Genomic DNA, 22189 nt, shown 5'->3' with positions numbered 1-22189 from the left:
AGTGCACCACCCAACTCAACACCCACAACCCCAGCAACGCCCAGATGATCCCGAGGATGATCGACGCCCGCATGAACGCGCGCACCGCCGAGTACAGCAACATCAGGCCAACGATCAGCGCCAGGATGCTGACCAGCGAGGTATCCATGCCCAGCGTGCGCGCCAGGCCATCGATGAAATTGCCACCGGCGTTGGCCAGCAGGTTGAACAACCCGCCCAGGCCGTCGACGATGAAACGGATCACCGAACCCAGTACCTGGCCCAGCCACTCGAAAAAACCTTCTACATGCATAGTCGCTTCCTGATCAACGAATCGGCGATTCCCAGCCTTTGGCCATGCTCCGGCCCGGTCGGTTCCCGATGCCAAGCTTAGCGCGCCCGCGTCTGTTCAAGCTGCTGCGGCGTACCGCCATCACCATGACGGCGATCCTGGCCCTGCTGTGGCTGGCCGACCGGATCTGGCCATTGCCCATGCCGGGCGACGATCTGGCGCGGGTGGTGCTAGCCGAGGACGGCACGCCGCTGTGGCGCTTCGCCGACGCCGACGGCGTGTGGCGCTACCCGGTCAGTCCGGACGAGGTTTCGCCGCTCTACCTCGAAGCCTTGCTCGCCTACGAGGACCGCTGGTTCTATCAGCATCCGGGCGTGAACCCCATGGCCCTGGTCCGGGCAGCGTGGCTCAACCTGCGCGGGGGACGGGTGGTGTCTGGCGGCAGTACCCTGTCGATGCAGGTGGCGCGACTGCTCGACCCGCACGACCGTACCCTGGCCGGCAAGCTGCGCCAGCTGTGGCGTACGGCGCAGCTGGAGTGGCACCTGTCCAAGGCCGAGATCCTGCAGCTGTATCTCAACCGGGCGCCGTTCGGCGGCACCTTGCAGGGCGTGGCCGCGGCCAGTTGGGCCTACCTGGGCAAGTCGCCGAAGCACCTGACCCCCGCCGAGGCCGCGCTGCTCGCCGTGCTGCCCCAGGCGCCGAGCCGCCTGCGCCCGGACCGTCATCCCGAGCGTGCCCAGCGGGCTCGGGACAAGGTCCTGCAGCGCCTGGCCGAGTACCAGGTGTGGCCGGCCCAGCGCATTGACGAGGCCCGCGAAGAGCCGCTGCTGCTGGCGCCACGCCAGGAGCCGGCGCTGGCGCCCTTGCTGGCGCGGCGGCTGAACACGCCAGGCAGCCCACCGCTGATCCGCACCACCCTAGACGCCGCCCTGCAACGGCGCCTCGAAGACCTGCTGATGGGCTGGCGTGCCCGCCTGCCCGAACGCACCTCAGCGGCGCTGCTGGTGGTGGAGACCCAGAGCATGGCGGTGCGCGCCTATCTCGGCTCCATCGACCTGGGCGACGAGCGCCGCTTCGGCCACGTGGACATGATCCACGCCCTGCGCTCGCCCGGCTCTACCCTCAAGCCGTTCCTCTACGCCATGGCCATGGACGACGGCCTGATCCACTCCGAATCGCTGCTGCAGGATGTGCCCCGGCGCTATGGCGACTACCGCCCCGGCAACTTCTCCATGGGCTTCAGCGGCCCGGTGTCGGCCAGCTCGGCGCTGGCGCTGTCGCTCAACCTGCCGGCGGTGCAATTGCTCGAGGCCTATGGCCCGAAACGCTTCGCCGCGCAGATGCGCATGGGTGGCATGCCGCTGGTGCTGCCGCCGCTGGCCGAGCCGAACCTGTCGTTGATCCTCGGCGGCGCGGGCAGCCGGCTGGAGGACCTGGTCGGTGGTTATGCGGCGTTCGGTCGTGGCGGCAACAGCGCGAAGATTCGCCTGCAGCCCCAGGACCCGCTGGTGGAGCGCCGCCTGCTGTCGCCGGGCTCGGCGTGGATCACCCGGCGCATTCTCAGCGGCCTGGCCCGCCCGGACCGCGACCCCCACGCTGAACTGGTGCAGCGCCCGCAGCTGGCGTGGAAGACCGGTACCAGCTACGGCTTTCGCGATGCCTGGTCGGTGGGGGTTGGCCCGCGCTACCTGATCGGCGTGTGGATCGGCCGCCCCGATGGCACCCCGGTGCCGGGCCAGTTCGGCCTGGCCTCGGCGGCGCCGCTGATGCTGCAGGTGCACGACCTGTTGAGCAATCGCGACAGCCAGCGCGGCATCGAGGTGCCGGTCGAGCCGGTACCGGCGTCGGTGGGTGTGGCGGCGATCTGTTGGCCGTTGGGCCAGCCGATGAACCGCCAGGACGCCAACTGCCGCCGCCAGCGTTTCGCCTGGACCCTGGACGGCACCACCCCGCCGACCTTGCTGGCGGCCGACCAGCCTCTAGGGCTGGGTTTGCGCGAGACGGCGTGGCTCAACGACCAGGGGCTGCGTGTCGATGCCGGGTGCCCCGGGGCCAAGGCCCACGATGTCGCCTTGTGGCCGGCCCCGCTGGAACCCTGGCTGCCACGGGCCGAGCGCCGTGCTGCGCGGCTGCCCGCGGTGGATCCGGCCTGCCCGCCACAGCTGGTGGCCAGCGCGCCGCCGCTGTCGATCGTCGGCGTGCGCGCCGGCGACAACCTGCGCCGCCCGGCCACCAGCCACGAGCCTTTGCAGCTGCGGGTGTCGGCCCTGGGCGGCGCGGGGCGACGCTGGTGGTTCCTCAATGGCCAGCCGCTGGGCGAAACCCAGGGCCAGGACAGTCTGCCGGTACGTTTCGAACAGGCCGGCAGCATCGAGTTGAGCGCGCTGGATGAAAGCGGCGAGACAGCACGGGTGGCGTTTCAGGTCAGCGAGTGAGTCGAGCTCGCACGCTCTCGAACGCCGAGGCGCCTGCTTCGCGGGTAAACCCGCTCCCACAGGTTCACCTATGCCTCGAGGCCTGCGCCATACCTGTGGGAGCGGGTTTACCCGCGAAAGGGCCCGAGCTGGCATCTGCGAGGGAGTGAGGGTTGTGGGGTGGATCGGGGATAATCTTCAGCATGATGAATCCTCAATTTGAGATGGAACCATCACCGTTCGCTGTCAAACAAAGGGTGGCAGCTGTACGTGGGTTGACAGACCGGTCAAAAAGAGGAAACCCGGCGCACCCGAAGATGCCCCACGCACAGCCGCCATTGCGGAATAGCCATGCGTGCGTATTTGAGTCGGCCTGTCAAAGCCGGTCGCTGATTGCAGCGACTGCCCGAGACTAGAGGCCAACCCAGAGCACCGCAATGGCTTGAAAGGGCTTGGGAGTATGTTTGGGAGATGGACTACATGGAATGGGAAAAGTCATATAAATCGGCGATCTGTTCGAGGTTGCTGGGGCTGCTTTGCAGCCCTTTCGCGACACAAGGCCGCTCCTACAGACGATCGCGTTCCCCTGTAGGAGCGGCCTTGTGTCGCGAAAGGGGCGCGCAGCGGCCCCAGCATTCTGTCAGCCACCCGTACTAATAATTTATGAATATTCCTTTCGGAACTTCACGTTATCGATTAAGCAAAATCATCATAAACTCATGGACTTATCATCGGTCACAGCCCTCTCCCACAGGTACTAACACCAAGTTGTAATCTACCCGTCTCGCCCCCCTCGGCTTTCACTTCTGGTTGCAAGCACAATAACCAGCAGCGGGAGTCTTTCCATGAACACTCAAGCGTGGGTCAAGACAGCAACGGCGCTGACGATGATCATGTCCCTGGGCCTTGCCGGTTGCAGCAGCGGCGGTGGCGGACATCACAGCGAGGTCGACGGCTCCTCGGCCGGTGGTAGTGCCGGCGCGGGTGCCGGAGGCTCGGACGGAACCGGAGGCACAGGTGGCACTGGCGGTACGGGCGGTGGCTCCACGCCGGGCGATGGCAGTGCGGGTACCGGTGGCGGCACTGGCGGTGGAGGTACAGGCGGCGGCACCACGCCCGGTGGCGGCGATGGCGGCACGGGTGGCGGCACGACGCCCAGCACCCTGGTCACTGGCCAAGTGGTCGATCAGTTGGGTAACACGGTATCCGGCGTCGGTGGCGGGGTGAGCAATCTCGGCCAGGCGATCGGCTCGCTGCCCATCGCCGGCGATACATCGCTCACCGGCGGCGTGGGCGCGCTGGTGTCCTCCACCGGTGACGCGGTGAACACTGTCGGCAGCGGCCTGAGCGATGGGCTGGGGCAGCTTGGCACCGGCAACAATGCGCTGGGCACCACCGTCGGCGTGGTCGGCGCGGCCACCGCCGACCTGGGCACCGGTGTCTCCGGCCTGGGCCAGGGCGTGACCGGGCTGGCCAGCAATGGCCCGGTCGAACAGGTGCCGGTGGTCAACCAGCTGGTCGCCGGGGCCGGGCAGGGCGTCGATCGGGTCGGCCAGGCCGTGACCATGCTCGGCAACACGCTCTCGCCGATCGGCACCAGCGGCCCGCTGGCCGGGGCGACCCAAGGCGCGAGCGATGCCTTGGTGCCGGTGGTCTCGCTGGTGGAAAACACCACGGCCAACGTCTCTCGGCAGACCGGGCTCGCCAGCCCGCTCAACCAGACGCTGAACCAGACCGGCAGTGCCTTGAACCAGGCCGGTCAGCAACTGGCCGGCACGGGCAATCCATTGGGGTCCACGCTCGGGCAGACGGTCGCCAATGCCGGCTCCGCCGTGAGCACCGCCAGCGGGCTGGCGCCTGTCACCGGTGGGCCACGCAGCGGCTTGCTGGAAACCGCGGGCGGCGTGGTCGCCGGTGTCGGCGGCGGCCTGGCCTCGAGCAGCGGCAGCCCGACCGTGAGTGGTATCGGCGCCAGCGCGGTGCAGGCGGGCAACACTGTTGCCAGCCTGGGTCCGGTGCTTGGCGGCAACGGGGTGACCAACACGGCGGCAGGCACGCCTGTCGCGGCGCTGACCCAGCAGGTGGGCAGCGGGCTCAACCCGGTGGTCGCCGGTGTGTCCAGCGTGACCCAGCAGGTCGGCGCCAGCACGGGCGCGGGGGCGCCGGTGGCCGGGTTGTTGAACCAGGTCGGTGGCGCGGTGGCCACGGCCGGCGCGCAACTGGGCGGCGCCACGGCCAACCCGGTGGTCAGCCAGCTTGGCGCCACGGTCAACGCGGTCGGCGGGACGGTCAGCCAGGCCGGCTCCCTGGTCAATGCCAGTGGCGCGCAGGGCGCCGGCCTCGGCGGCGCGCTGAGTGGCGTGACGGGTGCCCTGGCAGGCGGGCAGCGCTGAGGCGACGGGCTACGCTCAAGGTGAGCGAGACCGACTGGCGCGCCGTGCGCCGGTCGGTCACCCAGCCACCCGTGGATCATGGAGTGTCCAAATGCGCCGATTGCTGGTGACGCTGCTGGCGCTGTCCGGCGCCTGCCTGGTTCGGGCCGAGCCCCTGCCGAGTTTCCTCAACAGCAACGAGACCGAGCGCCGTCTGCCCACGCCGAACCTGCCAGTGGACGCCTATCGCCCAGGTCCGCCGGGCCTGCGGGTGCCCACCGTGGACGCCACGCGCCAACCACCGTTGCTGATGAGCACCCGGGTGGCGGTGCGCAAGGTGCGCTTCGAGGGCGGCACCGTCTACCCCCTGGCTGACTTGCGCGAGCACTTCCAGCCGGTGATCGGGCGCGAGGTGACGCTGGCCGAGCTGATCGAGGTCACCCGCCGCCTCACCCAGCGCTACCAGCAAGACGGCTACCTGCTCTCGTACGCCTACCTGCCGCCTCAGGACTTCGCCGATGGCCGGGTGCGGGTGGTGCTGGTGGAGGGCTATATCCACGACTACCGGATCGAGGGCGATATCGGTTCGGCGCGGGCCTACCTGGAGCGCCTGATGGACCGGCTCAAGGCCGAGCGCCCGCTGACCCGCGAGCGCTTCGAGCGCTACACCAGCCTGGCCGGGCGCATCCCCGGGGTGACCTTCCAGGCCCAGGTGCCGCCGCCGGGCACCACCGACGGCGCGACGCGGCTGATTGCCCAAGTCTCGCGCAAGCCCTTCACCACGACCCTGAGCCTGAACGATGGCAGCCGCGATGATCTGCAGGCATTGCTGGGCGCCAGCAGCAATGCCCAGACCCGTTTCGCCGAGCAACTGAGCGCCAGCGTGCTGGTGCCGCCCGGCGAGGACGAGGAGCACTACTACCGCCTCGACTACAGCCAGTTCCTCGACGCCGAGGGCTCGCAGTTGCTGTTGTCAGCCTCGCGCTACCGCAGCGACCCCAAGGCGCGCATCCGCCTGGACAACGGTATCGACCTGACCCAGCACCGTGAGAACGAACGCTACTCGGTGGGCATCAGCCAGTCGCTGATCGCCTCGCCCAGCGAATGGCTGGAGGTGGTCGGGCGTTTCTACGTGGTCAACGATCGCATCGACTACCAGGTGGTCGGCTATCCACTGCGACTGGACAGCCGTACCGACATTCGCGCGCTGTCCTTCGAGGGGGACTGGCGCAAGGCCGAGGCGCGGCGCCTGCGCATCCTCAGCGCGGGTGTCTACCAGGGCCTCGACCGCCTGGGGGCGAACACCAATGCCGACTACGACCTGGACTTTCTGCGCCTGCGGGTTTCGGGCGTGCAGAGCGACAACTTCACCGACAACTGGCAGGGCGTGGCCTCGGCGGCGGCCTACTGGAGTAACGACAGCCTGCCCGACAGCGAGCGTGCGGTGTTCGGCGGGCAGAATTTCGGGCGCGGCTATCCCAGCGACCAGGGTTCGGGGGACAAGGGCTGGGGGCTGGCGTACGAGCTCAACTACAGCTTCCGGCGCGACGACGGCTGGCTCAAGGTTGTGCAGCCTTATGTGGCGCTCGACACGGCGCGGGCGTGGTTCAACGAGCTGGACGTGAGGGACAGCAAGATGTCATCGGCGGCGCTGGGGCTGCGGTTTGGCGATATGCGCTACTACAACATCGCGGTCGATGTCGCCAAGCCGATGTCGGACATCGCCCTGGACAGCTTCAACCGCAGGCCGCGGCTGAACCTGAGTTTCAGTTATCAGTTGTAGGGAGACGCACCTCGTTGTAGGAGCGGCCTTGCCGAGGCGTCGGACCGGTCGGAAAGGGCTGCGCAGCAGCCCCAGCTATTGTCGCGGCGCTGCTGAAATCGAGGGGCCGCTTTGCGGCCCTTTCCGACCGGTCCGACGCCTCGGCAAGGTCGCTCCTACAGGGGGGGCGCAAGGCTTGAGGTTATTGCGTCGCTATTTCACTGCCTGCATCAACGGCTTGGGAAACAGGTTCTCCAGCGTCTCGAGCAGGCGGGCGTGGTAGATCGGCTTGCGGAACAGATCGAGCACCTGCAAGCGCAGCAGGTCGCTGACATCGTCCATGTCGGCGTGCCCGGACATGACGATCACCGGCAGGTGCTGGCGCGCGGTGTGCTCGCGCAGGCGCCGGACCAGACCCAGCCCGCTCTCCTCGGGCATGCGCAGGTCGGTGATCACCAGGGCGACGTCGGGGTAGCGGGTCAACAACTGCAGGGCCGCCCGCACCGAAGTGGCGGTGTGGCAACAGAACCCTTCGTTCTCCAGCAACTCCGCCAGTTCCAGCAGGGCCTCTTCCTCGTCGTCCACCAGCAGAATCTGTTGACGCAAGGAAGAGGTCGGCATGGTCGGCTCCTGGTTGTGGGACTACACGTCATGCAGGCATGGAGGGATCACTGGGTAATCGCGGTCTTGATCTTGTTCATGATGTCGGTCACCTCAGTCGAGATCGGCGTGACGAAGCCGGCCAGCACCACCGCCACCATGGCCGCGATCACCGCGTACTCGATGCCGGAGGCGCCATCCTTGCGCAGGAAGAAGGTTTTCACGTGGAAAATGATCTGTTGCAGCGACATGGCACTTCTCCTTGCGCTCGTAGGGCGCCGGTAGACGGGGCTTGATAAGTGATACCCCTTTGCCATCAGAGCATCGTCAAGCCATGGCGGCCTGCAAATGTAAGAAGGTATTAATCCTAAAGTGTTGATTTTGATTAGCACTTGTAAGCTTTTGTTTTAACGAAGCGTCAATTTCATGGCTCAAAAAAAACAGCGCAGTTAATGGCGAAAGAACCCGTCTCAACTACCGTCCAATAGCGAAATAGTTACTTTTTGCCATCATCGGTCCAAGGCACGGGGAGGGCGCAAATGAGCAGTCGCTTGACCATGATCCTTGCCGCTCTGTTTCTGCTGGCGGCGTTGTTGGCCGGTTACTGGGGCCTGCGCCTGAGCCGCCCGGCGGAGTTGCCAGCGCCGCCTCCAACTGCCCCCGCCGAGGCCGTGGTGCCCACCGCGCCCGTGCCGGTGGCGCCCCCGGAACCCGCGCGTTTCCCCATCGTGGTGCTGCGCCGGGCGGTACCTGCCAATACCCCGTTGAGTGAAGACGATGTGCTCGTGGAGCGCCTGCAGGTCGTGCCTGCCGGGGCGTTCCAGCAGCTCGACCAGGTGCTTGGGCGCAGCAGTGCGCGGCCCCTGGCGGCGGGAAGCTGGCTGGACGAGTCGAGCTTCCAGGCCGGTGGCCCGCTGGCTCGCATGATCCGCCGCCACGAGCGGGCCGTGGCGGTGGCGGTCGACGATGTGATCGGCGCGGGCGGGCAACTGCGGCCAGGTGACTACGTCGATGTGCTGCTGTTCCTGCGTGAGGAGAACAACAATCCGCAGTCTTCGGCCCAGGTGGTGCTGCCGGCGTTGCGCGTGCTCAGCGTCGACCAGCAGACCGGCCTTGGCAACGATGGTCGTCCGGCGCAGACCGCCGAGGAGCAGAAGGCACGCCGCGATCAGCAGGCCCTCAACAGCAATGTCACCCGTACCGTCGGCCTGGCCGTGCCCGAGACCCTGGCCAGCCGGTTGATGCTGGCGGCCCAGGCCGGGACCTTGCGCCTGGCGGTGCGCAGTGCCGACGAGCAATTGCTGGCGGCCTACTGGTCCGGCAAGGACGCCAGTGCGCAGCTGGACTCGGCCAACCGCAGCCTCTATCGCTTCAGCCAGCTGTCGCAGGTGCCGCTGGCCAGCCAGACGGCGGCGGCCGCCGCAGGCGCGCCAGCCATGCAGATCATTCGTGGCGCCCAGAACAGCGACACCAACAAGACCCCCTGACCCGGCAAGGATGCAATCCATGCGTCGTTCTTTGCATGCTTCTCTACGTGGTGCGCTGCTGGCCTCGTGTCTGCTGGGGCTGGTCGTGCCTTGGCCGTCACAGGCCGCGGCCAAGGGCTGCGCGGCGTTCGCCCAGCTGCCGTCGGTGATCGAGATGGACCAGGGCCTGCAGCAGGAACTGCGCCTGCCGGTGACCATCACCCGGGCGGCGGTAGGCGAACCCAAGGTGGCCGATGTGCAGCCCAGTGGCGAGCGCGCGGTGCTGCTGACGGCGGTGGCGCAGGGCAACACCAGCCTGATGCTGTGGACCGACTGCGCCGCGCAGCCGCACCGGGCCATGCTCTTCGTCAAGGGCCGCGCCAGCGCCGACATGGCCGAGACGGCGCAGCTGCCGTCGGCGCAGGAAGACCTGCCGGTGCAGGTGCAGGCCGACATTCGCTTCGTCGAGGTGCGCCGCCTCAAGTACAAGGAGGCCGGGGCGCGCCTGTTCTTCAAGGGCTCGAACAACACCCTGATCGGCTCGCCCAACACCGTGCCCAACACGGTGGTGCGCCCAGGCCATGTGCCCAGCGTGGCCGACAGCGCGAACCCAGGCAACTACATCAATGTGAAGCCTGGCATCCCGCTCGACAACGATGTCTTCAACATCGTCTGGGGTGGTGGCAGCAGCCGTTTCCTGGCGATGATCAATGCCCTGGAGAACAGCGGTTTCGCCTACACCCTGGCGCGTCCCAGCCTCACGGTGCTGAGCGGCCTGACCGCGAGCTTCCTGGCCGGCGGCGAGATTCCCATCCCGGTACCCAGCAGCGGCAGCGACAACGTGTCGATCGAGTACAAGGAGTTCGGTGTGCGCCTGGCCCTGACCCCCACCGTGGTCAGCCGCAACCGCATCACGTTGAAGGTGGCCCCGGAAGTCAGCGAGCTCGACTACAACAACGCGGTGACCATCGCCGGTACCCAGGTGCCCGGCCTGAGCGTGAGGCGCACCGACACCAGTATTTCCCTGGCCGACGGCGAAAGCTTCATCATCAGCGGCCTGATCAGCAGCAATGTGCGCTCGAGCGTGGACAAGATGCCGGGCCTGGGCAACCTGCCGATCATCGGCGCGTTCTTCCGTCAGTCGGCGCTCAATCGCGAGGAGACCGAACTGCTGATGATCGTCACTCCGCACCTGGTCCAGCCGCTGGCCGCCAACGCGCGCCTGCCGGAGCTGCCGGGCGAGGGGCTGCGTACCTACGACCCTAGCTGGGGCCGCCTGTTCTTCATGGAAAACGGCAACTTCGATGGCCGTGGCGGGTTATCCCAATGAGTGAAAGCCTGAACCAGACCTACCTGGCCCTGACCCGCAACGAAGAGGACCTGCACTGGCTGCAAGGCGCCCTGGCACCGCTGGGACAGGTGATCGGCGCCGGCAGCGCGGGCCTCGACGAGTTGCTGGCGCTGGTCGACATGACTTTCAGCAACCTGGTGTTCATCGGCCTGGACCGTGAGCAGCTGATCAGCCAGTGCGCGCTGATCGAGGGCTTGCTGGAGGCCAAGCCGATGCTGGCCATCGTCGCCCTGGGCGATGGCATGGACAACCAGCTGGTGCTGCACGCCATGCGCGCCGGCGCCCGCGACTTCGTCGCCTATGGCTCGCGGGCCAGCGAGGTGGCCGGCCTGGTGCGGCGCCTGGGCAAGCGCTTGCCGACGGTCGCCGGCAGCCCCAGCCTGGGAGGCCTCACCGTGCTCTTCGGGGTCCAGCGCGGCGCCGATGGCGCGTTGCTCACCACCCACCTGGCGCGGGTGGTGCAGGACAGCGGCCAGCAGACGCTGTTGCTCGATCTCGGCCTGCCGCGTGGCGACAGCCTGACCTTGCTGGGGCTGGAGGCCTCGTTCCATTTCGGCGATGCCCTGCGCCACCTGCGCCGCCTCGACGCGACCCTGATCGACAGCGCCTTCACCCGTGACAAGGGTGGCTTGCGCATTCTCGCCTACGCCGACAACGATGAGGCCCTTGAGCAGACCAGCGCCGCCGAGCTGTACATGCTGCTCGGCGCCTTGCGCCAGCACTTCCAGCACATCGTCGTGAACCTCACCGGGCAGGCCGACAGCGAGGCGTTGCGCACCATCGTCAGCCACTGCGACAAGCTGATCGTCTACACCGACCAGAACATCCTCGACTGCCGCCGCAACCTGGACGTGCTCGAGCAATGGCGCGACCGCGGCATCAAGCTCGAACACGCCAGCCTTTTGGTGGACCGCTACCTGCGTCATGTGGCGCCGGATGCCGATGCCCTGGCCAAGCGCTATGGGCTGGCGCTGCTCAACGTCATGCCGTACAGCCCGGAGTTGCGCCTGAACGCCAAGAACCAGGGCCTGAGCCTGTTCGAGCTGGCCCCGCGCGAGAGCCTGACCCAGGCCCTGCGCGGCCTCGGCGAGCGCCTGGCGCGTCGCTCGGAAAACCTCGCGCCGCCGGCCCATGCCTGGCTGCGCCGGCTGTGGGGCAATCGATGAGCAACGAAGAACCCTTTGGCGGGCCGCGCCATGCGGCGAACGATCCGCAGGTGCTCAAGCGCGCCTTGCACCGGCATGTCATCGACGCCATCGAGGACAGTGGTCGCAACCTGCTCGAAGGCGCGCGCCCGGCGCTGGCGCAGTTCGTCCTGGAGCAGGTCGGCGACTATGTCGCGCGCCTGCGCCTGGCGCTGTCGCGCTACGAGATGGAGCGCCTGGGCGAGGAGATCGTCGACGAACTGACCGGCTATGGGCCGCTGGAGGTGCTGCTGCGCGACCCCAGCGTCACCGAGATCCTGGTCAATGGTCCGTACCGGGTGTTCGTCGAGCGTGGCGGCTTGCTGCAACAGACCGACCTGCGTTTCATCGATGCCCACCACGTCGAGCGGGTGATGCAGCGCATCCTCGCGCCCCTGGGGCGGCGCCTGGACGAGTCGTCGCCGATGGTCGATGCGCGCATGCCCGACGGCAGCCGGGTCAATGCGATCATCCCGCCCGTGGCCCTGGACGGGCCGTGCCTGTCGATTCGCAAGTTCCGCCAGGACATGCTCAAGAGCGCCGACCTGCTGGCCACCCGCGCCATCGACCAGGCCATCTACGACTTTCTCGAACGGGCCGTGGGCCGGCGCTGCAATATCCTCGTCAGCGGCGGCACCGGTACCGGCAAGACCACGCTGCTGAACATCCTCAGCCAGATGATCGCCCCCCAGGAGCGCCTGGTGACCATCGAGGATGTCGCCGAGCTGCAACTGCACCACCCGCATGTGGTGCGCCTGGAGACCCGTCCGCCGAACGCCGAGGGCCATGGCGAGATCAAGGCCAGCGAGCTGATCCGCAATGCCCTGCGCATGCGCCCGGATCGCATCATCCTCGGCGAGATCCGCGGCGCCGAGGTGCTCGACGTGATGACCGCGATGAACACCGGCCACGACGGTTCGATGAGCACGGTGCACGCCAACACCGCCCAGGACGCCCTACTGCGCCTGGAGACCCTGGTCGGCCTGACCGGGCGCCAGGTCGCCGAGAAGACCCTGCGGCAGATGATCTGCGCGGCGCTGGACGTGGTGATCCAACTGACTCGCCTGGCCGATGGCCGGCGTTGCGTCAGCGAAGTGCTGGAGGTGGTCGGGGTACGCGACGACGTGTATGTCACCAACACCTTGTTCCGCCTCGATCGACGCAATGGCGATGCCTTCCTGCGCGAGGCGCCGAACCCTGCGGGCAGCAAGCTGCGTCACGAGGGGGTGCTGTGATGGGACCGCTGCTGCTGGCGCTGTCGCCGTTGTGCCTGGGCATGGCGCTGTTGCTGTGGCGCCTGGGCCTGTACAAGCGTGGCGAGGAGCGCGTCTTGCAGCGTCTGGGGCGTGCCTTTCATATGTTGCGTATGGGCAGTGCCCGGCGCGATTGGCTTGACCCGCTGTTGCAGCGCGCGGGCCTGGCCCATGCCGAGTTTGCCCCCAGGCCCTGGCTCGCGGCCTGGCTGGCACTGACGCTGGCGGCCGGGCTGCTGGGGGGCTGGGTGGCGGCGCTGATGGCGTGTCTGGGGTTGCCCCTGCTCGGGCACTTCTACCTGAGCTGGCGCAGCCGGCGCCGGCTGCGCCAGATCATCCAGCAATTGCCTGGCCTGCTCGACTACGGCGTGCGCAGCCTCAAGGCCGGGCGCACGCTCAACGAGGCGGTGCTCGGTGGTATCGACAGCACCCGTGAACCGCTGCGTTCGGCCATGCTGCGGGTGCGTCGCAACGTGCAGTTGGGCGTGCCGCTGGAGGACGCGGTCAGCGAGTTCGCCGAGCTGTATCGCCAGGACGAGCTGCGCATGTTCGCCCTGGGCCTGCGCATCAACCAGCGTCATGGTGGCAACGCCAGCGAGTTGCTGGAGAACCTGATCAAGCTGATTCGCGAGCACGAGCAGGGCGACCGCCAGTTGCGCGCCATGACGGGCGAAACGCGCATCACGGCGCTGATCCTCGGCGCGCTGCCGTTGGCCATGGTCGGTTACTTCCTGCTCGCCAACCCGGGTTACCTGCTGGCCATGTGGCGCGACAGCCATGGGCAGATGCTGCTGTTGTTCGCCTTCGCCCTGCAGGTCGTCGGGTGCCTGGTGCTGTGGCGCATGATGAGGAGTTTGTGAGCATGGCCCTGTTGCTCAGTGCTTTTTGCCTGTTCGCCGCCTTTGCCTTGCTGGCCCTGCAGGCCGCGCGCCAGTTGCGTGCTCGGCAGCGGGTGGCGCGGCGCCTGCAGGGGCGTCTGGCCCGGGACGAGCGGCTGGGCGATTGGCTGCAATGGTTGGGCAGCAGTGCCCTGGGCCGGCGCCTGCAACGCCTGGACGGTGAAACACAGGCGCTGCTCGACAGACTGGGCTGGCGACGCAGCCGGCAACGGGCGCTGTTCGCCGCGATGCAGCTGGGCTTGCCGGTATTGGCGGTGCTGGCGGCGTTGCTGCTGACCCATGGCCTGCCGGCCGAAAACCGTGGGCACTGGAGCGTGCTGGTGCTGTGCGCGCTGGGCGCGGGCTATCTGCTGCCCAAGCGTCTGCTGGCGGCGGCGGCGGCACGGCGCCAGCGCAAGATCGCCCAGGAAGTGAGCCTGCTGATTCCGTTGCTGCGCATCCTCTTCGAAACCGGGCTGGCGGTGGAGCAGGCCTTGCGCGTGCTGGCCCATGAGGGCCGCAGCCTGGTGCCGAACATCAGTGACGAACTGCGCCTGGTGCTGCAGCGTGTCGATTCGGGCCTTGCCCTGGGGCCGGAGCTGGAGAAAACCGCGCGGCTGCTGGCGGTGGACGAGTTCATCGACACCTGCGTGATCCTTCAGCAGCTGCTGGCGCAGGGCAGTGGTTCGATGAAGTCGCTGCTGGCGCTCAAGGAACTGCTCGATGACCGACGTCTGACCGGCCTGCAGGAGCGGGTGTCGAAGATGTCGGCGAAGATGTCGGCGGTGATGATGGTGTTCCTGTTCCCGGCCTTGCTCATCGTGCTGGCCGGGCCTGGCTTTTCCGCGTTGGCGCGGGCCCTGGGGTCATGAACATGGAGCGCAGGTACTGCAGGAGCGGCACGAGGGTGCATTGGAGGGGGAGAAATACAATGAAAACGATCTTGCTGCTTAGCGGTCTGTTGCTGCTCACCGGCTGTGCCGGCCAGCCTCCTGAGGGCCTGGCCCGCCTGCTCGGCGGCAGCAGCTGCGGCAAGCCCGATGCCGACCAGCAACTGAGCCTGGACATGGCCGACCAGATGATCAGCGAAGGCCGTCCGCATGCCGGGCTGGCGCACCTGGAGCAGTTACCCGAGACCCTCGACCAGGTACGCCTGCGCAAGGCCAAGGTGTTGCGCCAGCTCGGGCGTGGCGAGGCCGAGCCGCTCTATCGCAGCCTGCTCGGCGGCTGCCTGGCCGCCGAGGGTGAGCACGGCCTGGGGCAACTGGCCTCGGCCCGTGGCGACGACGCGCAGGCGCTGCGCAACTTGCAACGGGCGGTGCGCCTGGCGCCCACCGACGAAAAGGTGCGCAACGACCTGGGGGTGGTGCAGATGAACCTGGGACATTTCGAGCAGGCGCGCTTCGAGTTCCTGACCGCCATCGAGCTCAAGGACGACAACCCCTTGCCGGCGGTCAACCTGGTGACCTTGTCGCTGGTGCAGGACAACTGGACCCAGGCCGAGGATCTGCTGAATCGCCTGCGTCTGAAGCCGGAGCAGTTCGCCGAGGCCCAGGCCCGGGCACAGCGCATCAGGGCCAGTGGACGGGGGCCGCTGGCGGCGACCGAAAGCTCGGCCGCGGCCATCAACTGATCGGAGGTGATCATGTTCAAGCACTGGATGGTCCTGGCCTGCGTGATTGCACCGTTGCTGGCCCAGGCCGAGGAACCGCCACGCAAGCCGCGTCCGGAGACGGCCACCGAAGCCCTGCTGCAGGTGCAGGCAAGCAATCGCGAGGCCTCCCGCGTGCGTCAGGTGCAGACCGACAAGGAGCGTGACCAGGCCATGCAGCGCTGGCTGGACAGCTACAAGTACGCGATTCCGGATTTCTATCGCTGGACGAAGGTCAACTCATCGAACAACTGAGACGCCAGCGCGGTGTTCGCGCGTGGCTAAAACCGCCCACAACGACCGAGCTTGTCGCAAACCATGCACGATCCTGTGGGAGCGGGTTCACCCGCGAAGCAGGCCGCACGGTGCGTGGCACCGACTACGCCGGTATTCGCGGCTGAAGTTGCTCCCACGGCGATCGGGCATTTCAATGGGTGGTGAAGCGCTGATGCACCGGCGAAGAGCGTGGGGTCAATGCCAGCGCCAGTTGCGTGCGGTTGTGCATGTGGGTCAGGCGTAGCACCTGGGACACATACAGCTTCACGGTGTTCTCGGTGATGCCCAGTTCGCAGGCGATCTGGTAGTTGGTCTTGCCCTTGCTCACCAGCTTGGCGACCTCCAACTGCCGAGGTGACAGCTTTTCGAACGCGGCTGGCAGCTCCGGCTCGCCTTCCTCGGTATCGGTGGCGCGGCGATGGGTCCCCTGGCCACGGGCCTTTTCCAGGTCCTGGTACAGGTCGTCTATGGACTCGGCCAGTTCCTGCAGGCGCTGGTTGAGGCTGCCCAGCTCGCGAAAGTTGCGGCGCCGTTCCTGCAGCGCCTGTTCCTGGCGACGCACGCCTTCGAGCAGCTCGCCCAGGTCCATGGGCTTCTGGTAGTAGTCGGCGAAGCCCTCGCGCAGGGCGCGGATCACGTCTTGTTTGTCGGCGCGACCGGTCAGCATGATCGCCTCGAACATGCGCTGCGGTCCGGCCATCTGCTTGAGCGTGCGCACCAGTTCGATGCCATCGCGCTCGGGCATGTGCAGGTCGCACAGCACCAGGCCGATTGCTTCGTCGGCCTTGTAGCAGTCGATGGCCTGCCCGGTGGAGTGGGCGGGCACGCAACGGTAGCCCTCGCTTTCGAGGAATTCGCACAGCTCTTCGACGATCACTGGCTGGTCGTCGACCACCAGCACTTTCACCTCACTGACAGACTTGTTCACGATCAACTCCCTGTTGTATCGGCTCTGCTCCCGGGCCAGACGCTCTGGCTGCTAGAAAAGTAGTCGCACTTTGCAATTATGTACATCGGTCCAGCTCCAGTATTCGACCATTCGGTCGGTTATTGGATCCATACGGCTGTCAGCAGGAAGCCGGCCAGCACGTAAGGGGCGAAGGGCTGCTTGTCGCCGACCTGTTCGGCCAGCGCTTGCAGGCGTTTCTTCACCTTGGGATTGAGCAGCGTCCACAACCGGCGGCGGCCGAGCAGCCAGGCGAGCACGGTGACCCCAGCGCCGATGAAGGTGCCCAGCACATACTGCGGGCTGGTGGCCAGGGCCAGGGCGCCCATCAGCTTGACGTCGCCGGCGCCGAAGCGACCGAGCATGTAGCCGGGCAGGGTGAGCAGCATGACGATGGCCAGCGCCCAGCCGGCGTCGCTGGCGTCGGCGCCGATCCAGCTGCGCCCGGTGGCGAACAGCCAGGCCAAGGCACAGGCGGCGGCACCCAGGGTGAGGGTGTTGGATATCTGCCGTTCACGGACATCTTGTTCGGTGCACAAGGCAAGCCACATCAGGAGAACAATGCTTTGCATTGGCAAATTGCCATCCCTATTCGTTGAACGGTTCTATGCTTTCAGACAGGTCTCACAGTCAGGGTAGACGCGATCATGAAAGCAGGCCCGGCGGGACAGCAAAAAGGCGCGGTGGCCATCGAGTTCGTCGTGGTGTTCATGGTGTTTTTCTCGGTGTTCTATGGGCTGGTCAGCTATGCCTTGCCCATGCTCATGCTGCAGTCGTTCAACCAGGCCAGCAGTGAAGCGGTGCGGCGCTGCGTGGCGGTTGACCCGGCCAGCAAGACCTACGAGCTGGACGTCCAGGGGCTGGCTCGGCAGGTGATCGGCCAGCAGCTGTCGTGGATGCCCGATGCGCTGGGCTTCAACGTGATCACCGACACCAAGGTCACTGTCGGCAGCGACAAAGTGCTGACGGTGCTCATCGACTACCCGCGCAGCCGACTGACGAGCGTGTTGCCAACCCTGGTGCTGCCGGTGATCGGTGATGTGCCGAAGCTGCCCGAGCGCCTGCAGGCGCAGGCGAGCCTGCAACTGTGACGGGCGGCCTGTTCGATCGCTGGCGTTCGGCGCCGGTTGCCGCGCCCGAGACACTGCCCGCCGTGGGGCTGCAACTGTGGCTCGATGACCAGGCCCGGGTGCTGCGTCTGGCCGGTCCGCTGCGCACCTTGCTGGCATTGCCCAGCCGCCCTGAGGCCCGCGTGCACGACTACGTGCAGCGGCATAGCTGGCTGGTGCTCGAAGGCGAGCCGGCCGACTGGCAGGGGCAGCCGCTGGACCTGGACTTCCACACGGTCATGGGCCATGCGCTGCATACCCGTGGCTGGCTGCAGCGCCAGGCGTCTGGCTGGATGCTGCAACTGTTCGATATCGGCGACCTGTTGCGCGAGCAACGCTGGGACCGCCAGCGGCCGTTGCTCGGGGAAATCGGTCACGCCTTGCGTGAATGCGGTAGCGAGCGTCTGGCACAGACCGCCGCTGAGCAGCTGCAAACCCTTGCCGAGCATTGGCAAGCCAGCTCGCTGCGCCTGATGCTGCGTGAGGCCGGCGGCTGGCGGCATTACGCATGCAGCGAGGAGGCATGGCCCTGGCCAGACGACCAGCGCCTGCAAGGCTGGCTGGACGCGCTGCCGGCCCACACGTTGATCGAGGTCCGCGACGACCCCGAGCTGCTGGTCTTGTGCGGCGGTGTGTCGTTGTTCCTCGTGCCTTACCGCCTGGGCCTGGATGCCGAGGCCTGGATACTGTGCGCCGGGGCGCGGCAGGCCCCGCCGGAGGACATCGCGATGGCGTTGGCGCGCACCTTGGCCGAACCCCTGTTGGTCCGTCATCGGCGCCAGCAGTTGCAGCGTCAGGCCCATCACCTTGATGACCTGCAGCGTCAGCTCGGCGCCGGCTGGTGGGAGTGGTCGGCGCATGGCGACCTGCACCTGGAGCCGGCCTTGGCCCGCGCACTTGGCCTGCCGTGCCAGGCAAGCCTGGGGCAATGGCTGGCACGCCTGCACCCGGCCGACCGCGAGGCGGCGCAACTGGCCTTGAGCCAGGCCCGCGAAGGGGATGCGTTAAGCCTGAGCATACGTTTGCCGGATGCTGACCCGCAGGGCGCCGTGCGCTGGTTCCACTGGGTCGGCCAGGGGCGGGCGGGCGTGCTGCGTGGCTTCCTGCTGGACATCAGTGCGCTCAAGGCACAGGAGCAGCAGGCCGGCGCCGCGCGGGCCCGCCTGGAGAACCTGATCGCCAGCTCGCCGGCGGTGATCTATGTGCAGCGCTATGTCGACGGGGCGCTGCACAGCGACTTCTTCAGCGCCAGCCTGGGGCCGTTGCTTGGCTGGGCCAGCGACGGCGAGCAGGCGCGCCAGCCGGGGCTGGCGGTGCACCCGGACGATCGCCCGTTGTGGCTGGAACGCACGCGCAACCTGCTGCGCGAGGGCCAGGTACGCTGTCGCTATCGCCTGCGCGATCACCTCGGCGGCTACCACTGGATGCACGATGAAGCGCGCCTGTTGCGTGACGACCTGGGGCAGCCGCTGGAGGTGGTCGGCCTGTGGCTGGATGTCAGCGAGGCGACCGAGGCGGCCGAGCGCATGCGCCAGAGCGAGGAGCGCTATCGCGTGCTGGTGGAGGACTCGCCGGCGATGATCTGTCGCTATCGCCCGGACTTGACGTTGCTCTTCGCCAACCGGCCACTGGCCGATTACCTGGGGCGCCCGCCCGAGCAGTTGCAGGGCGCCGACCTGGGCCAGTGGCTGTCGGACAGCCAGCGCGAGGCATTCGTCCAGCGCCTGCGGGCGCTGACTCCGGAGCGGCCGCTAGGCAGCGCGGAGATCTGCCTGCAACTGCCCGGTCGCGAGCATGCCTGGTGGGTGTGGGCCGATCGCGGACTGTTCGACGCCGACGGCCGGCTGCTGGAGGTCCAGGCGGTGGGGCGTGACAACACCGACCTGCGGCGCAGCCAGCAGCAATTGCTGCAGGGCGCCAAGATGGCCACCCTCGGCGAGCTGGCCACGGGGTTGGTGCATGAGATCAGCCAGCCGCTCAACGTCATGCAGATGGCGGTGGGCAACACCCTCAAGCGCCTGGAGAACGGCAGCGCCGATCCGGCCTATCTGCAGGAGAAGCTGCGCCGTATCGATGGCCAGATCGTCCGGGCGGCCCGACTGGTGGATCATATGCGCGCGTATGGCCGGCGCTCGCCGCTCGAGCGCGAGGGCTTCGCTGCCTGGGCCGCGGTGGAGGGCGCCCGGGCGCTGCTGGAGGAAGGCCTGCGCGGCAAGGGCGTCGAACTGTGTCTGGAGCGGCCCGAGGTGCAGCCACAGGTGCTGGGGCATCAGGATCAGGTGGAGCAGGTGTTGATCAACCTGATGGTCAACGCCCGCGACGCCTTGCTCGAGAAAGGATGCAAACAGCCTTGGATCAGGGTCCGCCAGCTGTTGCAGGAAGAGCGCCTGTGCCTGCTGGTGGAGGACAACGCTGGGGGGATCGACCCACTGTTGCACGAACGCATCTTCGAGCCGTTCTTCACCACCAAGCCAGCCGGTGTCGGCACCGGGCTGGGGCTGTCGGTCAGCCATGGCATCGTCAGCCGTATGGGCGGCAGGCTGAGCGTGGCCAACAGCGATGTGGGCGCCTGTTTCAGGATCGAGCTGCCGCTTTACAGCATCAGTTGAGCACTGCCGCTGGTGCAGCTCAGGTTGGCGCCGACTTCGGCACTCGCCAGGTCGATGCCCAGCACCTTGAGCAGGCCATTGACCAAGGGATCGACCAGGGGGCTCAGCAGGTTCTTGATCAGCGGCTCGAGAATATTCCTCACCCCGTCCAGCAACCCGGCGGTGAGCACCAGCACTTGACCGAGGCCACTGTTGCCGATCGGTTGGTAGGCCTCCAGGTGAATCCCGCCCAGCGTATCGGAGAGGCTGCCCACCACCTGCGCCTGGTCGCTGTCCATCGGCTTGAAGTACGGATCCTTCTTGATGTCCGGAAGCTCGTTCTCGCCGTTGAACAGCAGATTCTTTTCCAGCGGCCCGCTGCCCAGTATCCGCGTGTCGATCCGCAGGCCGATCCCGCCGCCGGCAAACGGCACGCGGGTTCCACAGGAGGGCGGCAGGATCAGCAGGCGGCTGCAGACATTGGTGCCTATGTCGATCAGCGGCAACGCCTTGACGTTAGTGGTGCCGTCCTTGAGAAATGCCTGTGGCGAGTCGAACATGCCGACCGCGATCTTGGCCGCCGAGCGCTGAGTGAGCGTGCTCAGGCCTTTGGGCGCGCAACTGTAGTTCTGCGCAGGAGGCGGTTGCAGACGGCTGGTGGCCTCGGCCACTTCCACGCCGATGTCGATATGCACCTTGCTGTCGAGCAGCTTGATGTCGCTGACCTTGCACGGAATGCCCAGTGCGCAGGTCAGCGATTGCACGGTGCCCAGCAGGTTCAGGCTGAGCAGGTTGTTGAGCACGTTGGTCAGCGGTGCCGCCAGGTCGAGCACGGCGTTGAGCAGCCCGGCGATGCCCGAGAGCAAGGGTAGGTCGAGCGACACCAGCACGCGCGTCTGGGCAGTGTGGATGCGCAGTTGGTCGGTGCGTGGATCGCCCACCGAGGAGAACTGCTGTGGCTCGACCACCCGCAGATACACCCGCCCGTTGACCAGGCCAAGCAGCGAGATCGGCAGTTCGGCATCCACCCCACGCTCGCCGGTGGCGACCTGGAGCATGGTCTGTATCAGCTGCAGGAGTTGAACGTTGGCGTCCAGTCCGGCCCGCGTGGTTCCGGTCTGGAGGTTGAGCAGCTCGCCCACGGTCATCTGGTCAGGCAGGTCGAGCGCGATATTGAGCAGGTTGCTGGTCACTTCGACGGCGGCGCCGCTTTGCTGCAATACCTTGGCCGCCACCTTCAGCAACTGGGTCGCCGAGGTGTTCAGGTTCAGCAGTTGCTGGAAGTCTCCCACATCCAGTTTCAGGTCGACGGCAAGCGCATCGAGGAAACTGAGCAGGTTGAGCTGGGTGTCGGCCAGACCTTGCCAGCCCAGGACGCTGAGCTGGGTACTGCCCCCCAGGGCCTTGAGCAGCGCGTTGAGGAGGTTGGCCTGCATCGAGGAAATCTTCAGCAGCGTGCTGCGAATGGCCAGCCTCGCCTGGGCCGGTCCGGGGCTCGCGGCCACCGCGCTGGCGCGCAAGGTGGTGGTGCGGGCGATCGCGCCGCCCTGGACCAAGGCGTATACCCCGCCGGCAACGCTGGTGGTCACCACATTGCTGACTTCGACCTTGATCGCCTCGCTGCGCGCGGTGTCGACGATGAAGGTGCGCAAGTTGTCGCTGCCGGTGCGCAGGTAGCCGCAGCTGGCGCTCAGGGGGTTGAGCGGGGCGTGGCCGTTACGGGTTGCGGCCGTGCGCGCCAGGCTGGCGGCCTGGGGACCGTTGCCGGTGCAGGAGCCGCCGTGTTGCGCGGCTTCCAGCGCCGCCATGTCGGCGATGCGCTGGAGCTTGCGTTGTTCGAGGTAGAGGCGACCGCTGTCGACCGCCAGGAGCATGAACACCAGGGCCAAGCCCATGGTCAGCGCGGCCATCAGGCCGATCGCGCCGCGTTGGCGCACAGCGGAACGGGAAACCACGGGCACTCCTTTGCCGGCCAGGGCCCGGCAGCGTGGCGGCGGTGCAAGGAGTGTAGTCAAGATGATGGCAAGTTGCCTTGTCTGCTTTTCCGCCCTTATGGAGCAAACCG

19 protein-coding genes are annotated in these 22189 nt (G+C 67.1%); 13 read left to right on the top strand and 6 right to left on the bottom strand.

What is annotated here, in order from left to right; all coding sequences use genetic code 11:
* The coding region (locus N5D48_RS12555) for a hypothetical protein (protein WP_110992927.1) at nucleotides 1-292 on the bottom strand (292 nt) is incomplete at its 3' end.
* A 68-nt stretch (nucleotides 293-360) separates the two neighbouring features.
* Here N5D48_RS12555 and pbpC point away from each other — a divergent pair.
* The 3 genes from pbpC to N5D48_RS12540 all read left to right on the top strand — a co-directional run bounded on the left by pbpC (nucleotide 361) and on the right by N5D48_RS12540 (nucleotide 6843).
* Nucleotides 361-2709 (top strand): peptidoglycan glycosyltransferase PbpC, encoded by a 2349-nt coding sequence (gene pbpC, locus N5D48_RS12550; RefSeq protein ID WP_279884582.1) that lies wholly within the window; start codon nucleotides 361-363, stop codon nucleotides 2707-2709.
* Between the two features lie 824 nt (nucleotides 2710-3533).
* Nucleotides 3534-5081 carry a collagen-like triple helix repeat-containing protein gene (locus N5D48_RS12545; protein WP_279884581.1) on the top strand — a complete coding sequence of 516 codons (1548 nt, stop codon included), beginning with the start codon at nucleotides 3534-3536 and terminating at the stop codon, nucleotides 5079-5081.
* Between the two features lie 91 nt (nucleotides 5082-5172).
* Entirely contained in the window at nucleotides 5173-6843 is a 1671-nt protein-coding gene (locus N5D48_RS12540; protein ID WP_279884579.1) for a POTRA domain-containing protein, read from the top strand.
* 192 nt (nucleotides 6844-7035) lie between these two features.
* Here N5D48_RS12540 and N5D48_RS12535 read toward each other — a convergent pair whose 3' ends face one another.
* Together N5D48_RS12535 and N5D48_RS12530 are read right to left on the bottom strand one after the other, a co-directional pair.
* A complete protein-coding gene (locus tag N5D48_RS12535) occupies nucleotides 7036-7443 on the bottom strand; it encodes a response regulator (RefSeq protein WP_279884577.1) in 408 nt (135 codons plus the stop codon).
* A gap of 47 nt (nucleotides 7444-7490) precedes the next feature.
* Complete coding sequence (locus N5D48_RS12530) at nucleotides 7491-7673, bottom strand: Flp family type IVb pilin (RefSeq protein WP_279884575.1); 183 nt, start codon at nucleotides 7671-7673, stop codon at nucleotides 7491-7493.
* Nucleotides 7674-7961: 288 nt separating this feature from the next.
* Here N5D48_RS12530 and cpaB point away from each other — a divergent pair, with 288 nt between their 5' ends.
* Genes cpaB through N5D48_RS12490 form a run of 8 tightly spaced genes read left to right on the top strand, consistent with a single transcriptional unit; the run spans nucleotide 7962 to nucleotide 15460 of the window.
* On the top strand, nucleotides 7962-8909 hold the full coding sequence (cpaB, locus tag N5D48_RS12525; RefSeq protein WP_279884573.1) for a Flp pilus assembly protein CpaB: 948 nt from the start codon (nucleotides 7962-7964) through the stop codon (nucleotides 8907-8909).
* A gap of 10 nt (nucleotides 8910-8919) precedes the next feature.
* The gene (locus N5D48_RS12520) at nucleotides 8920-10218 is read left to right on the top strand and encodes a type II and III secretion system protein family protein (protein ID WP_279884571.1); all 1299 of its coding nucleotides are present in this window, start codon (nucleotides 8920-8922) and stop codon (nucleotides 10216-10218) included.
* Nucleotides 10215-11405 (top strand): pilus assembly protein, encoded by a 1191-nt coding sequence (locus N5D48_RS12515; RefSeq protein WP_279884569.1) that lies wholly within the window; start codon nucleotides 10215-10217, stop codon nucleotides 11403-11405. Before N5D48_RS12520 ends, N5D48_RS12515 begins: the two co-directional genes overlap by 4 nt.
* The gene (locus tag N5D48_RS12510) at nucleotides 11402-12658 is read left to right on the top strand and encodes a CpaF family protein (RefSeq protein WP_279884567.1); all 1257 of its coding nucleotides are present in this window, start codon (nucleotides 11402-11404) and stop codon (nucleotides 12656-12658) included. The genes N5D48_RS12515 and N5D48_RS12510 overlap by 4 nt, the downstream gene beginning before the upstream one ends.
* Complete coding sequence (locus N5D48_RS12505) at nucleotides 12655-13536, top strand: type II secretion system F family protein (protein WP_279884565.1); 882 nt, start codon at nucleotides 12655-12657, stop codon at nucleotides 13534-13536. Before N5D48_RS12510 ends, N5D48_RS12505 begins: the two co-directional genes overlap by 4 nt.
* Nucleotides 13537-13538: 2 nt before the next feature.
* A complete protein-coding gene (locus N5D48_RS12500) occupies nucleotides 13539-14426 on the top strand; it encodes a type II secretion system F family protein (protein WP_279884563.1) in 888 nt (295 codons plus the stop codon).
* Between the two features lie 59 nt (nucleotides 14427-14485).
* A complete protein-coding gene (locus tag N5D48_RS12495; RefSeq protein WP_279884561.1) occupies nucleotides 14486-15187 on the top strand; it encodes a tetratricopeptide repeat protein in 702 nt (233 codons plus the stop codon).
* 12 nt (nucleotides 15188-15199) lie between these two features.
* A complete protein-coding gene (locus N5D48_RS12490) occupies nucleotides 15200-15460 on the top strand; it encodes a DUF3613 domain-containing protein (protein WP_279884559.1) in 261 nt (86 codons plus the stop codon).
* 172 nt (nucleotides 15461-15632) lie between these two features.
* On the opposite strand, the gene N5D48_RS12485 is transcribed toward N5D48_RS12490, so the two are convergent.
* Nucleotides 15633-16409 carry a response regulator transcription factor gene (locus N5D48_RS12485; protein WP_279884557.1) on the bottom strand — a complete coding sequence of 259 codons (777 nt, stop codon included), beginning with the start codon at nucleotides 16407-16409 and terminating at the stop codon, nucleotides 15633-15635.
* Between the two features lie 119 nt (nucleotides 16410-16528).
* Nucleotides 16529-16999 (bottom strand): A24 family peptidase, encoded by a 471-nt coding sequence (locus N5D48_RS12480; protein ID WP_279884554.1) that lies wholly within the window; start codon nucleotides 16997-16999, stop codon nucleotides 16529-16531.
* Between the two features lie 75 nt (nucleotides 17000-17074).
* Between N5D48_RS12480 and N5D48_RS12475 the strand changes: the two genes are divergently transcribed.
* Both N5D48_RS12475 and N5D48_RS12470 read left to right on the top strand, forming a co-directional pair.
* Nucleotides 17075-17518, top strand: a complete 444-nt coding sequence (locus tag N5D48_RS12475; protein ID WP_279884552.1) for a TadE/TadG family type IV pilus assembly protein — start codon at nucleotides 17075-17077, stop codon at nucleotides 17516-17518.
* Nucleotides 17515-20145: a PAS domain-containing sensor histidine kinase gene (locus tag N5D48_RS12470; RefSeq protein ID WP_279884549.1), complete on the top strand. Its 2631-nt coding sequence runs from the start codon at nucleotides 17515-17517 to the stop codon at nucleotides 20143-20145. Before N5D48_RS12475 ends, N5D48_RS12470 begins: the two co-directional genes overlap by 4 nt.
* Here the strand turns inward: N5D48_RS12470 and N5D48_RS12465 are convergent.
* The gene (locus N5D48_RS12465; RefSeq protein WP_279884547.1) at nucleotides 20130-22079 is read right to left on the bottom strand and encodes a pilus assembly protein TadG-related protein; all 1950 of its coding nucleotides are present in this window, start codon (nucleotides 22077-22079) and stop codon (nucleotides 20130-20132) included. The two genes, N5D48_RS12470 and N5D48_RS12465, sit on opposite strands and share 16 nt — an antisense overlap.
* Between the last annotated feature and the right edge of the window lie 110 nt (nucleotides 22080-22189).

Origin of the sequence: Pseudomonas sp. GD03858, from assembly GCF_029840925.1 — a bacterium.
Lineage (GTDB): Bacteria > Pseudomonadota > Gammaproteobacteria > Pseudomonadales > Pseudomonadaceae > Aquipseudomonas.
Note: the sequence above shows the minus strand (reverse complement) of the source record. Positions and strands in the feature narration are given on the sequence as shown.

Coding starts and splice junctions, on each gene's coding strand:
- N5D48_RS12520 (WP_279884571.1), top strand. CDS start 8,920: ATGCAATCCATGCGTCGTTCTTTGCATGCTTCTCTACGTGGTGCGCTG.
- N5D48_RS12490 (WP_279884559.1), top strand. CDS start 15,200: ATGTTCAAGCACTGGATGGTCCTGGCCTGCGTGATTGCACCGTTGCTG.
- N5D48_RS12530 (WP_279884575.1), bottom strand. CDS start 7,673: ATGTCGCTGCAACAGATCATTTTCCACGTGAAAACCTTCTTCCTGCGC.
- N5D48_RS12540 (WP_279884579.1), top strand. CDS start 5,173: ATGCGCCGATTGCTGGTGACGCTGCTGGCGCTGTCCGGCGCCTGCCTG.
- N5D48_RS12535 (WP_279884577.1), bottom strand. CDS start 7,443: ATGCCGACCTCTTCCTTGCGTCAACAGATTCTGCTGGTGGACGACGAG.
- N5D48_RS12475 (WP_279884552.1), top strand. CDS start 17,075: ATGAAAGCAGGCCCGGCGGGACAGCAAAAAGGCGCGGTGGCCATCGAG.
- N5D48_RS12545 (WP_279884581.1), top strand. CDS start 3,534: ATGAACACTCAAGCGTGGGTCAAGACAGCAACGGCGCTGACGATGATC.
- N5D48_RS12480 (WP_279884554.1), bottom strand. CDS start 16,999: ATGCAAAGCATTGTTCTCCTGATGTGGCTTGCCTTGTGCACCGAACAA.
- pbpC (WP_279884582.1), top strand. CDS start 361: ATGCCAAGCTTAGCGCGCCCGCGTCTGTTCAAGCTGCTGCGGCGTACC.
- N5D48_RS12515 (WP_279884569.1), top strand. CDS start 10,215: ATGAGTGAAAGCCTGAACCAGACCTACCTGGCCCTGACCCGCAACGAA.
- cpaB (WP_279884573.1), top strand. CDS start 7,962: ATGAGCAGTCGCTTGACCATGATCCTTGCCGCTCTGTTTCTGCTGGCG.
- N5D48_RS12510 (WP_279884567.1), top strand. CDS start 11,402: ATGAGCAACGAAGAACCCTTTGGCGGGCCGCGCCATGCGGCGAACGAT.
- N5D48_RS12495 (WP_279884561.1), top strand. CDS start 14,486: ATGAAAACGATCTTGCTGCTTAGCGGTCTGTTGCTGCTCACCGGCTGT.
- N5D48_RS12500 (WP_279884563.1), top strand. CDS start 13,539: ATGGCCCTGTTGCTCAGTGCTTTTTGCCTGTTCGCCGCCTTTGCCTTG.